At 66.0% G+C, this 14,437-nt stretch carries 11 protein-coding genes and 1 tRNA gene; 7 read left to right on the forward strand and 5 right to left on the reverse strand.

What is annotated here, in order from left to right; genetic code table 11:
* Position 1: 1 nt before the first annotated feature.
* The 5 genes from ACWPM1_RS04350 to alaS all read left to right on the forward strand — a co-directional run bounded on the left by ACWPM1_RS04350 (position 2) and on the right by alaS (position 7,979).
* Complete coding sequence (locus ACWPM1_RS04350) at positions 2–1,507, forward strand: DUF4139 domain-containing protein (RefSeq protein WP_455693612.1); 1,506 nt, start codon at positions 2–4, stop codon at positions 1,505–1,507.
* Between the two features lie 11 nt (positions 1,508–1,518).
* Positions 1,519–3,093 carry a DUF4139 domain-containing protein gene (locus tag ACWPM1_RS04355; RefSeq protein WP_455693613.1) on the forward strand — a complete coding sequence of 525 codons (1,575 nt, stop codon included), beginning with the start codon at positions 1,519–1,521 and terminating at the stop codon, positions 3,091–3,093.
* A 122-nt stretch (positions 3,094–3,215) separates the two neighbouring features.
* Positions 3,216–4,286 carry a recombinase RecA gene (recA, locus tag ACWPM1_RS04360; RefSeq protein WP_455693614.1) on the forward strand — a complete coding sequence of 357 codons (1,071 nt, stop codon included), beginning with the start codon at positions 3,216–3,218 and terminating at the stop codon, positions 4,284–4,286.
* Between the two features lie 154 nt (positions 4,287–4,440).
* Entirely contained in the window at positions 4,441–5,265 is an 825-nt protein-coding gene (locus ACWPM1_RS04365) for a class I SAM-dependent methyltransferase (protein ID WP_455693615.1), read from the forward strand.
* A 65-nt stretch (positions 5,266–5,330) separates the two neighbouring features.
* Positions 5,331–7,979: an alanine--tRNA ligase gene (gene alaS / locus ACWPM1_RS04370; protein WP_455693616.1), complete on the forward strand. Its 2,649-nt coding sequence runs from the start codon at positions 5,331–5,333 to the stop codon at positions 7,977–7,979.
* 29 nt (positions 7,980–8,008) lie between these two features.
* Here alaS and ACWPM1_RS04375 read toward each other — a convergent pair whose 3' ends face one another.
* Both ACWPM1_RS04375 and ACWPM1_RS04380 read right to left on the reverse strand, forming a co-directional pair.
* Positions 8,009–8,167: a hypothetical protein gene (locus ACWPM1_RS04375; protein ID WP_455693617.1), complete on the reverse strand. Its 159-nt coding sequence runs from the start codon at positions 8,165–8,167 to the stop codon at positions 8,009–8,011.
* Positions 8,168–8,210: 43 nt separating this feature from the next.
* Entirely contained in the window at positions 8,211–9,971 is a 1,761-nt protein-coding gene (locus ACWPM1_RS04380) for a cation:proton antiporter domain-containing protein (RefSeq protein ID WP_455693618.1), read from the reverse strand.
* A 205-nt stretch (positions 9,972–10,176) separates the two neighbouring features.
* Between ACWPM1_RS04380 and ACWPM1_RS04385 the strand changes: the two genes are divergently transcribed.
* Positions 10,177–11,421 carry an FAD-dependent oxidoreductase gene (locus ACWPM1_RS04385; protein ID WP_455693619.1) on the forward strand — a complete coding sequence of 415 codons (1,245 nt, stop codon included), beginning with the start codon at positions 10,177–10,179 and terminating at the stop codon, positions 11,419–11,421.
* A gap of 1 nt (position 11,422) precedes the next feature.
* On the opposite strand, the gene ACWPM1_RS04390 is transcribed toward ACWPM1_RS04385, so the two are convergent.
* The 3 genes from ACWPM1_RS04390 to cpdR form a co-directional block, all read right to left on the reverse strand.
* Positions 11,423–12,646 (reverse strand): NADP-dependent isocitrate dehydrogenase, encoded by a 1,224-nt coding sequence (locus ACWPM1_RS04390; protein ID WP_455693620.1) that lies wholly within the window; start codon positions 12,644–12,646, stop codon positions 11,423–11,425.
* Between the two features lie 106 nt (positions 12,647–12,752).
* Positions 12,753–12,827 (reverse strand) — tRNA-Val (locus ACWPM1_RS04395).
* Positions 12,828–12,880: 53 nt separating this feature from the next.
* On the reverse strand, positions 12,881–13,270 hold the full coding sequence (gene cpdR / locus ACWPM1_RS04400; protein ID WP_455693621.1) for a cell cycle two-component system response regulator CpdR: 390 nt from the start codon (positions 13,268–13,270) through the stop codon (positions 12,881–12,883).
* Positions 13,271–13,364: 94 nt separating this feature from the next.
* Between cpdR and ACWPM1_RS04405 the strand changes: the two genes are divergently transcribed.
* The gene (locus ACWPM1_RS04405; RefSeq protein ID WP_455693622.1) at positions 13,365–14,294 is read left to right on the forward strand and encodes an N-formylglutamate amidohydrolase; all 930 of its coding nucleotides are present in this window, start codon (positions 13,365–13,367) and stop codon (positions 14,292–14,294) included.
* Positions 14,295–14,437: the final 143 nt, after the last annotated feature.

Genomic DNA, 14,437 nt, shown 5'->3' on the forward strand with positions numbered 1-14,437 from the left:
CATGCGCCTGAATCGCTTATGTCTGGCCGGCGCCGCCGCCGCCGCTTTTGCCGCGACCGCTTACGCGCAAACCGCCGAGACCGAACCGACCGCGCAGGGCGATCTCGACATCACGATCTACAACGATAGCCAGGCCTTGGTGCAGGACGTGCGCCAGCTGGCGATCGCCTCGGGCCGTAGCCGGATCGAGTTTCCCGACGTGTCGGCGCAGATCCGCCCCGAAACCCTGAGCTTCAACGCGGCGGGGGCCGGGATCGTCGAGCAGAACTTCGACTTCGACCTGCTGACACCCGCCAAGCTGATGGAAAAGGCGATCGGCCAGACCGTTACCCTGATCCGCACCAATCCTGCCACGGGCGCCGAGACCCGCGAGCGTGCCACGGTGCTCTCCACTGCGGGCGGGGTTGTGGTGAAGATCGGCGACCGGATCGAGGTTCTGCGCGACGATGGCCTGCCGGTGCGCACGGTGTTCGACCGCGTACCGCCTAACCTGCGTGCGCGGCCGACGCTTTCAGTGACCGTCGAGAGCGACCGCGGGGGCGCGAGGCCTGCCTCCATCCGCTATCTGACGGGCGGGCTCGGCTGGGACGCCGACTACGTCGCGCTCTACGACGAGGCCAAGGGCACGACCGATATGCAGGGCTGGATCACCCTGACCAACCAGACCGGCACCACTTTTCATAACGCCGATACCGTGCTCGTCGCCGGCAGCCCTTCGAATGGCAACAACGGCGCGACCTACCGGCGCCCGCCGCCGCCGCCGCGCCCGGGCGGTTTCGTCCCGGGGACCGAGACCGCCGATCGCGAGCGGCTGGCCGATTATTATCTCTACCCGCTGCCCGGCCGTACAACGATCGCCAACGCGCAGACCAAGCAGGTGAGCTTCCTCGACGTGCAGGGCGTGGCGGCACGCAAGGTCTATGCCCGTAACGTGGGTTGGCTGGTTAGCGACGGGCAGCCCGTGAACGTGTCGAGCGCGATCGCTTTCTCCACCTCGCGCGAGCAAGGTCTCGGCGACGCGCTGCCTGCGGGCACGGTCCGCTTCTACCAGCGCGACCGCCAAGGCACGCCACAGTTCGTGGGCGAGAGCCGGATTGGTCACACGCCCATGGGCAGCGCGCTGACCCTCACCACCGGCGACGCATTCGACGTGTTCGTTCAGGCCGATGTGGTCGCGCGCGACAAGATCACGCCCGGCGAATGGGAGGCGAGCAGCCGCTACCGCGTGATCAAGGACGGCGAGGTCGTGCGCGAAGTCACTGCCGAGCGGGCAGTCGAATATTACCGCACGACTATGCGCTACACCTTCACCAACGCCAAACCCACGCCGGTCGACGTCGAGCTTACCCAGAGCGGTCTCGACCGCGGCTGGTGGAGCCGCGACTTCCGGATCACTAGCGAAGATGTCCCCGGGGAACAGCTCAACGCCGACACCCGCAAGTACCTCGTGTCGGTGCCCGCCAACGGCAAGCGCGAGGTCCGCGTGACCTACGAGACGCGGTACTGAGGAGTCGGCCGGTGCGCTGGACGCTCTCGACCTTGCTGCTGGCGGCGGTCGTCCAGCCACTCGCCGCGCGCGACGCGGTCGATGCTTCGCCGCCCGAGAAGCTCGCGGTGACGGTGTACCGCGATCCTAATCGCGGGACCGACGGCGTGATGGATCGAGATTGGCCGCGCGGGTTTGCGATGATCAGCGAGACCCGGCAGGTCACCCTCCCTCCTGGCGAGACGACGATCCGCTTCGAGGGTGTTTCGGAAGGCATGGTGGCGGTCACCGCAATCGTCACCGGCCTTCCTGGGGGCACGATCGAGAAGAACCGCAACGCCGCCTTGCTGAGCCCAGGCGCGCTGGTCGACGGCACGCTCGGCAACCGCGTGACGCTCACCCGCACCAACCCCGCGACCGGGCGCGAAACGCGCGAGGATGCGATCGTCCGCACCCGCGCCGACGGGGGCCTAGTGTTGCAGACCAGCTCGGGGTTCGAGGCGGTGCGTTGTTCGGGCCTCCCGGAAAAGCTCACGTTCGACCGCGTGCCCGCGGGTCTTTCGGCGCGGCCGGTCTATTCCATCGACACTTCGTCGCCGGCGGGCGGGACCTATACCGTCACGCTCACCTATCTCTCGTGGGGCTTCGATTGGCAGGCTCACTACGTCGCCACGCTGGACGACGGGGGTTCGGCCGACAACGTCAAGATGCGGCTCACCAGTTGGCTGACGCTGGTGAACGACAACGGCCAGAGCTTTCCCGACGCCGAACTGATGGCGGTCGCCGGCAAGCTACGCGTGGAAAGCGACTACGAGAGCCTGTCCGACCCGCCGGAAGGCAAGCCCTTGCGATTGATGTGCTATCCCTTCGGCAGCACCGCGGCCGGGTCGCCGGTCCGCCATCCCGTGCCGCCGCCCCCGCCGCCTCCACCCCCAGCCGCGGCCCCGGCGATTATGCTGGAAGCGCAAGACGTCGTCGTGACCGGCACTCGGGTGTCGCGCGCGGCGATGGTGGCGCGCGAGGAAGACCTCGCCGATCTGAAACTGTATCGCGTGCCCGAGCCGGTGACAGTGGCAGCGCAGAGCCAGAAGCAGGTCGCGTTCCTTGACCGTGATGCGGTCAAGGGAAGGCTGCTGCACACCGCGAGTTGCAGCCCGTGGGGTAATCTCGACGAGGTGGGCCAGGCCGGACTGCTGCTCGCATCGGTGAACGACGCCAAACATGGGCTGGGAGTCGCCCTGCCCAATGGGGGCATCACGGTGTTCGAAAGCACTTCGAAAGGCGAACTTCTCGTCGGCGAGCAGCGGTTGCGAGACTATGCCTCGGGGCAAGATTTGGAGATCGCGCTCGGCGAAAGCCCCCAAGTGGCGGTATCGTGCGCGGCCGAAGGTGACACCGATTTTGAAGCAGGCCAGCGTATCCCGATGAAGCTCGTGGCAAGCAATGCAAACCCCTCGCCGGTCCGCCTGCGACTCACGTTGGGGGGTGGGGCCGCGAAGATCGGTGGCTTGCGAGGCACCCGGGTGAAGGACGGAGCGCGGATTTACGAAACGACCGTGCCTGCCAATGGCCGCCGCGAACTACGGTGGACGATAGGCAACAACTAAGCATCTGCCGTTCCAGCACAAAAATTTTTGTTCACTCCTTGTTCTATTGGAACAAAGCAGATACATACCGCTTCGGGTGACAGGTGGCCTGCGGGCCTAGGCAAAACGCGAAAGGGTGTGTCATGGCGGCTTCGAATCTCAAGCTGGTGGAAGGCAAGGACTTGGATACGGACCGTCAGAAGGCGCTGGACGCCGCGCTCGCGCAGATTGACCGCGCGTTCGGCAAGGGCTCGGCGATGAAGCTCGGCCAGAAGGAAACGATGCAGGTCGAAACGATTTCGACCGGCAGCCTCGGCCTCGACATAGCGCTTGGCGTAGGCGGCCTGCCCAAGGGCCGCGTGATCGAAGTGTACGGTCCGGAAAGCTCGGGCAAGACCACGCTCGCGCTTCATGTGCTGGCGGAAGCGCAGAAGCTGGGCGGCACCGTTGCGTTTATCGACGCCGAGCATGCGCTCGACCCCGGCTACGCCAAGAAGCTGGGGGTCAACATCGACGAGCTGATCGTCTCGCAACCCGACACCGGCGAGCAGGCGCTCGAGATCGTCGACACTCTTGTGCGCTCGAACGCGATTGATGTGCTCGTGGTCGATTCGGTCGCCGCGCTGGTCCCTCGGGCCGAGATCGAAGGCGAGATGGGCGATAGCCACGTCGGCCTTCAGGCTCGTTTGATGAGCCAGTCGCTGCGCAAGCTGACCGGCTCGATCAACCGTTCGAAGTGCATGGTCATCTTCATCAACCAGCTGCGCATGAAGATCGGCGTGATGTACGGCAATCCGGAGACCACCACCGGCGGCAACGCGCTCAAGTTCTACGCCTCGGTCCGCCTCGACATCCGCCGCACCGGCCAGATCAAGGACCGCGACGATATCGTCGGCAACTCGACCCGGGTGAAGGTCGTCAAGAACAAGGTCGCGCCGCCGTTCAAGCAGGTCGAGTTCGACATCATGTACGGCGAAGGCATCTCGAAGATAGGCGAAATTCTCGATCTCGGGGTCAAGGCTGGGTTGGTGGAAAAGTCGGGAAGCTGGTTCAGCTACGACTCGATCCGCATCGGCCAAGGCCGCGAGAACGCCAAGCAGTACCTGAAAGACAACCCCGAGGTTTGCGACAAGTTGGAAGCCGCCATTCGCGGCCGGACCGACGCCGTCGCCGAAGAGATGATGACGGGCCCGGACGCGGAAGACGACATCTGATCTTCAAGTGAAGGGCGCACCCCCCGCGCCCGCCAAACCGGAAAGCCGGTGCGTGTGCCCAGGCGGCCCGCACCGGCTTTTCCCTTTCGGCAGACGTATGTCGCTTGCAATCCGCCGGACTCACCGCAATCCCGTCATCTGCAGGGAGGGCGAGATGACGAGCCGAAGCGACTGGGAAGGCCGAACGGGCAACAAGTGGGCCCAGGAATGGCGGCGCACCGACCGTAGCTTTGCCGGCCTCACCGAACGCCTGCTCGGCCGCGCTCGCACCGAGCGTATCTCGGCGGCGCTCGACGTCGGTTGCGGTGCCGGGGAGCTCACCCTCGCTCTCGCCCGCGGGAACCCTGATGCGCAGATCGTCGGGATCGACATCAGCGTACCGCTCGTCGAGGCCGCAAGAGAGCGCGGGGAGCATCTCGCCAATGCGTCGTTCGAAGTGGCCGACGCGTCGCACTGGTCACGCCCTGGCTTCCACCCTGACCTCGTCGTCTCTCGCCACGGTGTGATGTTCTTCGACCAGCCAGTCGGCGCATTCGCTCATCTGGCGCAATTGGTTGCGCCGCGCGGCGGGTTGCTCTTCTCGTGCTTCCGCGCCCGGGCGGAGAATCCCTGGGCTACGGAGATCGCGGAGCTGCTGCCCCCGGGCACTCTGCAGCATCCTGCCCCCGGCGCCCCCGGCCCCTTCGCCTTCGCCGATCCCAACGAAGTCGAGAGCATCCTGACGGCGGCCGGCTGGAGTGACATTGCCTTCGAGGCGGTAGATTTTGCCTATATCGCCGGAATGGGCGAAGACCCCGCCGCCGACGCCACCGAATTCTTCCTGTCGATCGGGCCGGCTGCAGCGGCCGCCACCGAGTTACCGTCCGACGAGCGCGCGGCGTTCATCGAACGGCTAGAGCGCTGGCTACACAGCCGGCGCGAAGGCAACCTGGTGGGATTTCCGGCCGCCGCTTGGATCGTGACCGGCCGGCGCGGCTGACGCTGCCACTTTTAGACCGCAATTCGCTTGTCCGCCCTAGCCCCAGCAACTACCTGCCAAACAAGATGACCTCGACGAACGAAATCCGCCGCAGCTTCCTCGACTACTTCGCGGGCCAAGGGCATCGTGTGGTGCCGAGCGCGCCGCTGGTTCCGTACAACGATCCGACGCTGATGTTCGTCAACGCTGGCATGGTGCCCTTCAAGAACATCTTCACTGGCCTGGAAGCGCCTCCCGGACCCACCGCGGCCAGCAGCCAGAAGTGCGTCCGCGCGGGCGGGAAGCACAACGATCTCGACAACGTTGGCTATACCGCGCGCCACCACACATTCTTCGAGATGCTCGGGAATTTCAGCTTCGGCGACTATTTCAAGGAGCGGGCAATCCTCCATGCGTGGACCCTGCTCACCAAGGAATGGGAGCTTAGGCCCGACAGGCTGACGGCGACTGTCTATCACACCGATGATGAAGCGTTCGATCTCTGGCGGAAGGTCAGCGGATTGCCAGAGGAGCGGATCATCCGCATCCCGACCAAGGACAACTTCTGGGCGATGGGCTCGGAAGGTCCCTGCGGCCCCTGCTCGGAAATCTTCTACGATCACGGCGATCACATTCCCGGTGGCCCCCCTGGATCGCCTGACGAGGACGGCGACCGTTTCGTGGAGATCTGGAACCTCGTTTTCATGCAGTACGAGCAGGCGGCCGACGAGATCGTCGGCGAGCTGCCGAAGCCCAGCATCGACACGGGTATGGGATTGGAACGCGTCGCTGCGGTGATGCAGGGCGTTCACGACAACTACGACACCGACACGTTCAAGGCGCTGATCGGCGCTTCCAAGAGTCTCACGTCTACTAAAGCCGGTACCGAGGCCGAGGTGAGCCATCGGGTCATTGCCGACCACTTGCGCTCGACAAGCTTCCTGCTCGCCGACGGCGTCCTGCCGTCGAATGAGGGGCGCGGCTACGTGTTGCGCCGGATAATGCGCCGTGCGATGCGCCATGCGCACCTGCTGGGCGCAAGCGAGCCTTTGATGCACCGGCTCGTGCCCGCGCTGGTGGCGGAGATGGGGCAGGCCTACCCCGAGCTCGGTCGTGCGCAGCCACTGATCGAAGAGACGCTCGAACGCGAGGAGACCCAGTTCCGCCGGACGCTCGCCAACGGGCTCAAGCTGCTCGATGAAGCGACCGGCAGCATGGCCGAGGGTGGTGAGCTCGACGGCGCGACCGCCTTCAAGCTCTATGACACGTTCGGCTTCCCTTACGACCTGACCGAGGACGCACTTCGGAGTCGCGGTATCGCGGTCGATCGCGCCGGGTTCGATGCCGCGATGGCGCGGCAGAAAGCCGCGGCGCGGGCCGCGTGGAAGGGCAGCGGCTCGGCGGCTGACGGCGAGTTGTGGTTCGACATCGCCGAGCGAGAGGGCGGCACCGAGTTCACCGGATACACCTCCACCGAAGGCGAGGGCCGGGTCACCGCCATCGTGCAAGATGGCAAGGAAGTCGACCGCGCCGACGCCGGTGCGGAGATCGTGGTCCTCACCAACCAGACCCCGTTCTATGGCGAAAGCGGCGGCCAAAGCGGAGACGCCGGCACCATTAGCACCCCGGGGGGGCTCAAGATTGCGGTCGAGGATACCTCGAAGCCGCTCGGGCGGCTCCATGCGCACCGTGGCCGGATCGAAGCCGGCACCATAGCGGTGGGCGATACGGTGCACTTGTGGGTGGACGCCGACCGCCGCGACCGTATCCGTGCCAACCACTCGGCCACGCACTTGCTTCATGCCGCGCTGCGCCGCCGGCTGGGGGAACACGTGACGCAGAAGGGCTCGCTGGTCGCCGACGACCGGTTCCGCTTCGACTTCTCCCACCCTAAACCGTTGACGGCGGAAGACATCGCCGCGGTCGAAGCCGAAGTGAACGCCGAGATCCGCGCGAACGAGCCGGTCACGACCCGCCTGATGAGCCCCGACGACGCGATCGCCGCGGGCGCGATGGCGCTGTTCGGCGAGAAGTATGGCGACGAGGTGCGTGTGCTCAGCATGGGCCGCGACACTTACTCGGTAGAACTGTGCGGCGGCACGCACGTTCGCGCCACCGGCGATATCGGCATTCTGCGCATCGTGTCGGAAAGCGCGGTGAGCTCGGGCGTGCGCCGGATCGAGGCGCTAACCGGCGAGGCGGCGCGGCAGTGGCTGGTCCACCGCGAAGACGCGCTGAAGGAGGCCGCGGCTGCGGTCCGCGCGGCTCCCGAGGACGTCCCCGCCCGACTTGCGGCGCTGCTTGATGAACGCAAGCGGCTCGAGCGCGAGCTGGCCGAAGCGAGGAAGGCCCTCGCGCTGGGTGCGGGCGGTCCCAAGGCGGCCGCGGCCGACGAGGACGTGGGCGGGGTGAAGTTCTCCGGCCAGGTGCTGGATGGCCTTGAGGCAAAGGCGCTGCGGGGCCTTCTCGACGAAGCCAAGTCGCGCTTGGGCACGGGCGTCGCGGCCATCGTGGCGGTCAACGACGGTCGCGCGGCGATCGCGGTGGCGGTGACCGACGATCTAGTCGGCCGCTACGACGCGGTCTCGCTTGTCCGTGCCGGAGTAGCGGCACTCGGCGGGCAGGGCGGCGGCGGCCGACCCGACATGGCCCAGGGCGGGGGGCCTGACGGCAGCAGGGCGGCCGACGCTATCGCCGCGGTTCGCACCGCGCTGGCGAGCGTACCGGCCGCCTGAACGAACGGACCGTTCCGGCGACGCGGGCCTCAGCTGCGCCGGCTCGCTGCCGCGCGCGTTTCCACTTCGCTGCCGCGGGCCAGATCGACCATCTCTCGTTCGCTGCGCTGCGGCTTCTTGATCCGTCCGTTCTCTTCCCCGGCCTGCTGCGCCGGCGACTGGTCTTCGGGCTGGTTCGGCTTGGTCATAGTCTTCGTCTCCTCTGCCCGGTCAACGGCTCGGAGCGTCAATCTATCCCCGGTCGAACGCACCGGTACGCAACTTGGGCGTATGCGAGAGCTCCGCGTCGCTGCGGATCTGTTCGCGGAATTCGTCGCGCTTTTCGTGGATCGAGGCGATCACCGGGCCCATCGGCAGACCCAGGTCGACCAACACCGCTTCGCTCAGTTGCAGCGAGCTTTCGAGGGTTTCCGGCACCGCGTGGCTGGCGCCGGCGCGGTATAGCGCCGAAGCGTGCGCCAGATCGCGGGCCCGGGCGATTATGGGCAGATCGGGATAGGCCCTGCGCAGCTTGCCGGTCAGGCGTTGCGCCAGCACGGGCTCGTCCATCGTCAGGATGACCGCCGGAGCACGGTCTATCCCCATCCGGTCGAGTGTGTTGCCGCGGGCGGCGTCCCCGAAAGTCGCGCGATAACCCTTGCGGCGGGTGCGTTCGATGAGGTCCGCATCGCTGTCGATTGCGACGTAGGGAATGCCGTGCACCGTGAGCATATCGGCGACGAGTTGCCCGACGCGGCCGGCTCCCACAATGATCGCCCGCGCCTCGCCGAGGTCGTCCTCGAACGGGGGCATCGGCTCGACCCGGCGGGCGACGAGTGCACCCAGCCGTGCGAGCAGGGGTGTAACCGTCAGGCCGATGGCGGTGACGATCTGCCAGAACTGCGCGGTTTCGCGATCGATCACCAGCGCCGCGGTCGCCGCCGAGAGGACGATCAGGGTGGTCTCGCTCGGCGAGGCCATCAACAGGCCGGTCTCCGCCGCGGTGCCGCGCCGGGCGCCCATCATCCGCAGGAGCACCCCGGTCACGATGGCCTTGGTCACGAGCACGCCGACCACCGCCAGGCCAATCGCCCAGAGGTTGGCCCAGATCATCGCGAGGTCGACGCTCATGCCGACGGTGATGAGGAATATGCCCAAGGCGAGACCCTTGAACGGCTCGATGATCCCCTCGACCTCGCCCTGGTACTCCGTCTCGGCGATCAGCAGACCGGCGATGAGCGCGCCGACGATGGGCGACAGGCCAACCGCGGCGGTGGCGAGCGAGGCGCCGATCACCACCAGCAGGCTGGCGGCGAGGAACAGTTCGGGGCTCTTGGTGCGGGCCGCCTGGCTGAAAAGGCGAGGCAGCGCGAGCCGGCCGATGACCAGCAGCGCGACCACGACGGCGAGCCCTTGCCAGACTGTGCTGAACAGTCCGTCGAGTCCTTCGCTTCGGGCATAAGGCGCCAGCGCGCCGAGCACGAAGATGATGGGGACGATCGCAATGTCCTCGAACAACAACATCGAGAGCGCGGCGCGCCCGACGGGGCTCGTGGTGCCCGAGATCGGCAAGACGATCGCCGTCGACGAGAGGGCGAGGGCAAAACCGAGCGCCAGAGCCGCGGTCCAGCCTTCTCCCATCACCGCGAGGGCCGTCGCGAGCAGCGCGCCGCCAATGATCATTTCCAGCGCGCCGAGACCGAACACCAGCCGGCGCATGGTCCACAGCCGGTTGAACGATAGCTCGAGGCCGATCGTGAACAACAGCAGCACGATTCCGAATTCGGCAAAAGGCTCGAGCGCCTCGGGCTCGGTGATGGTCACGTGATAGAGCCATGGCTGCTCGGCAACGAGCCGGCCGAGCCCGAACGGGCCCACCAGAATCCCGATCAGGATGAAGCCGATGACCGGCGTGATGCGAAATCGGTGGAACACCGGAATCACGATCCCCGCCGCGCCGAGAATCACGAGCCCATCGGACAGCATTGTCGACTGGGTCAGGCCTTCGGTCATCCGCGAAAGACCTGCCCGGATGGCACACCGACCCCGGCTTCGCGAAAAACTTCCGAAGGGCTTCCCTCATCCGTAAAACGCACGCTTGAAGCCGTTTTGGAGTGACATTTCGAATCTGCGGTGTGCAGGCCGAAGACAAGCATGGGGGAGGGCAGCGGGCTCATGCCGCCCTGCTAACCCGTTCTGAGCCCTGTAGGAAAATCAAATGTCCTGCGGGGCAGTGAAATCGGCTATGCCTAACCTGATGGAGCCGGACGTGATCATCGTCGGCGGGGGCCCTGCGGGCATGATGACCGGGCTGCTTCTGGCCCGCGCCGGGGTCCGAACGCTCGTGCTCGAGAAGCATGCCGACTTTTTTCGCGACTTCCGCGGGGATACGGTCCACCCCTCGACAATGCAGGCACTCGACGAACTGGGCCTGCTCGAGCGGTTCTTGCAGCGCCCGCACAACCGGATCGATCGCGCCGAGATCAACTGGAACGGCTGGCCGATGACGTTAGGCGACCTTTCCCACCTCAGGATGCCGGCCCCGTTCATCGCCATGATGCCGCAATGGGAGTTCCTCGATTTCGTTCGCGATGAAGCGGCGAAGTATCCTTGCTTCGGGTTGCGAATGGAGGCGTCGGTTGAGCGGTTCGTGGAGGCGGATGGGCGGGTCGCAGGCGTTCTATTGCGGTCGGGCGAGGAAATCTGCGCTGGCCGGGTCGTGGTCGCCTGCGACGGCCGGGATTCGATCGCCCGCCAAGTGCTTCCGCTCGAAAGGCTCGGTGTTCCGATCGACGTGTTCTGGTTCGCGGTGCCGAAAGCGGCTCGCGGAACCGCTTTGCGCGGAAGTGTTGTGGGAAACCGGCTCCTCGTGATGATCGATCGCGAAGATTATTGGCAGTGCGCGTTTGTCATCTCGAAGGGCGGGGCGGATGCGATCAAAGCGCGCGGCATCGAAGCTTTCCGCGAAGACATCCGCGCGGCCGGCCCCGACTTGGCCGATTTGGCCGGGGCGCTGCCCGACTGGGAGCGCGTTTTTCTCCTGTCGGTTTCACTCGACCGATTGACCGAATGGAGCCGACCGGGATTGCTGGCCATCGGCGACGCGGCGCATGCGATGAGCCCAGTTGGTGGCATTGGGATCAATTTGGCCGTTCAGGACGCAATCGCCACCGCCAACCTGCTCGGGGCGCCGCTGGCCCGCGGAGATTCGGTCGATAGCCTGCTGCCTAAGGTGCAGCGGCGACGGCTATTCCCGACGCGATTGATCCAGTCCGCCCAGCGAACGGTTCACGAAAGCCTGCTGACGCCGGTGATTTCAGGCGTTCGCTCTTTGCCCGAGAAGCCGCCGCTACCGATGCGGTTGCTCGACCGCTACCCACTGCTGCGCCGCATTCCCGGCTGGTTCATCGGCCACGGTGTGCGGCAGGAGCACGTCCGCTCCCCTGTCGCCGGGAACGCCTAGCTCAGGCCGACGCGGCCATTTCCTTCTCGAGGTTCTCTACGATCGCCTCGAAGAACTGCTCGGTGGTCATCCACGCCTGCTCGGGCCCGATAAGAAGCGCCAAGTCCTTGGTCATCTTGCCGCTTTCGACGGTTTCGATGCACACCCGCTCAAGCGTTTCGGCGAACTTCTGCACTTCGGGCGTCCCGTCGAACTTGCCGCGGTAGTAAAGCCCCCGGGTCCAGGCGAAGATGCTGGCGATGGGATTGGTGCTGGTCGCCTTGCCCTGCTGGTGCTGGCGGTAGTGGCGGGTGACGGTGCCGTGCGCGGCTTCGGCCTCGACGGTCTTGCCGTCGGGCGTCAGCAGCACCGAAGTCATCAGGCCGAGCGACCCGAAGCCCTGGGCCACCTGGTCCGACTGCACGTCACCGTCGTAGTTCTTGCACGCCCAGACGAACTTGCCCGACCACTTGAGCGCCGATGCCACCATGTCGTCGATCAGGCGGTGCTCGTAGACGATGCCGGCGTCCTTGAACTTCTGCGCGAAGCCTTCGCGGTCGAACACTTCCTGGAACAGGTCCTTGAAGCGCCCGTCGTAGGCCTTGAGGATGGTGTTCTTGGTGCTGAGATAAACCGGCCAACCGAGGTTGAGGCCATAGTTGAACGACGAGCGGGCGAAGTCCCGGATCGAATCGTCGAGGTTGTACATCGCCATCGCGACGCCGCCGCCGTTGAAGTTGAACACCTCGCGGTCGATCACCTGGCCGTCGGCCCCTTCGAACACCAGCCGCAGCTTGCCGGGGCCGGGCACCACGAAGTCGGTCGCGCGGTACTGGTCGCCGAATGCATGACGGCCCACCACGATCGGATCGGTCCAGCCGGGGATCAGCCGCGGCACGTTCTGGATCACGATCGGCTCGCGGAAGATCGTGCCGCCGAGGATGTTGCGGATCGTCCCGTTGGGGCTCTTCCACATCGACTTTAGCTTGAATTCCTCGACCCGCGCCTCGTCGGGCGTGATGGTCGCGCACTTCACGGCCACGCCGTACTTCTTGGTCGCTTCGGCTGAATCGATCGTGATCTGGTCGTCGGTCTCGTCGCGTTTCTCGACCGAGAGGTCGTAATACTTCAGGTCGATGTCGAGGTAGGGCAGGATCAGCCGTTCGCGGATCCACTGCCAGATGATGCGGGTCATCTCGTCGCCGTCCATCTCGACGACGGGGTTCGCTACCTTGATCTTCGCCATTTTGGTCCTGCTGTGTCTTTGAGTTGGGCGCGCTTTAGCAGGGCGCGGCGGGGGTGCAAGGGAGCGGCCGCAAACGAAAAAGGCCCCGCCTAGCGGGGCCTTTCGATGGTGGGCGTAGCAAGGATTGAACTTGCGACCCCTACGATGTCAACATAGTGCTCTACCACTGAGCTATACGCCCACACCATCGAGCGGACGCGCATCTAGCGAGCGCGTTGCCGCTAGGCAAGAGCCTCAGACGCGGGCTGCCGCTTCCGAGTGAAACATACGGTCGACTTCCATCACCAAGTCCTTGAGATGGAAAGGCTTGGACAGGACCTTGGCGCGGGGTTGCTCGCGGCTCGCCTTTAGTGTGACCGCGGCGAACCCTGTGATGAACATGACCTTCGTGGTTGGGCTCACCTCGTTGCAGCGCTGGGCGAGCTCGATCCCGTCCATCTCCGGCATGACGATGTCCGACAGTAAAAGATCAAAGTGCTCGGATTCCAGCAGCGGCACCGCCGCCGTGCCCCGGTCGACCGCTGCCACGCTGTAGCCGGCATTCTCGAGCGCGCGCGCGAGATAGGTGCGCATGGCTTCCTCGTCTTCGGCGAGGAGAATGCGGATCGGTTGGTGCTCGTTCATCCCATTCCCATAGCGCAAGGCGCTTAAGAAATCTTTCGCGTTGTTCGCCGCGACCTGCTTTGACACAAGGGACTGCATGGTTACTCTGGCGTCCATGACGACAGGGTTGATCGAGGGCGAGCCAGGCGGTGAAATCCCCGGAAGCCGGGCGGCGGCCTTCACTATCCGCCGGCCGCCGGGCACTCCTGTGCCGGTGCTGATCGCGGCGCCGCACGGCGGGCGCGCCTACCCGCCGGAACTGCTCGGCCGAATGCGCGATGCGCCGTACGCCCAGTTGCGGCTGGAAGACCGCCACTGCGACGCCATGGCCGATGCGATCGCCGAACAGACGGGGGCTGGCGTGCTGGTCGCCCATGCGCCGCGCGCAATGCTCGACCTCAACCGGGCACCGGACGACATGGACTGGTCGATGGTTATCGACGGCGCGCCGCAGGGCGCCCGGCACTCGCTGGCCAACCGGCGCGCGCGCAGTGGCCTGGGCCTCGTCCCGCGGCGGCTGCCGGGGCTCGGGGAAGTGTGGAAGCACCGCATGACCCGCGCGGATCTCGACGCGCGCATCGTCGGTATCCACGCGCCCTATCACGCGGCTCTCGCCGCCGCGCTCGAGGACATACGGGATCGCTGGGGAGCTGCGCTACTTATCGACCTCCATTCGATGCCGCCCCTGCGTGCTCGCCACGCCGGGGAGCAGCCCGGCGAATTCGTGCTCGGCGACCGTTTCGGCGCAAGCTGCAATCCGCACCTGGTCGCGAGCGCGTTCGCCTGGTTCGAGGCGAACGGGCGGGTGGCGGTCCACAACCGGCCCTACGCGGGGGGATACGTACTCGATCGCCACGCCGCCCCGGCGCGGGGCATCCATGCGCTACAGGTGGAAGTCTGCCGCGCGACCTACCTCGACGCGCGCCTGGCGGAGCCCAGCGGCCGGTTCGCCGGGGTCGTGCGGGCCCTAGCCGGGCTCGTCCGCCTGCTGGCCGGCGAAGTGGCGCAGATGGGCGGCAGTCGGCTACCGCTCGCGGCCGAGTAAGAAAAAGCCACCTCGTGCAAACGCACGAGGTGGCCAAGGTTCAGGGAGGAGGTGCACCGAAGCGCACCAGCCCGATTCGGCCATGAGGGAAGCGCGAACCGGGTATTGCAAAGGTAGGACCGTGACAAATCGGTTTCAAGCCC

This window comes from Tsuneonella sp. HG249, assembly GCF_053819205.1.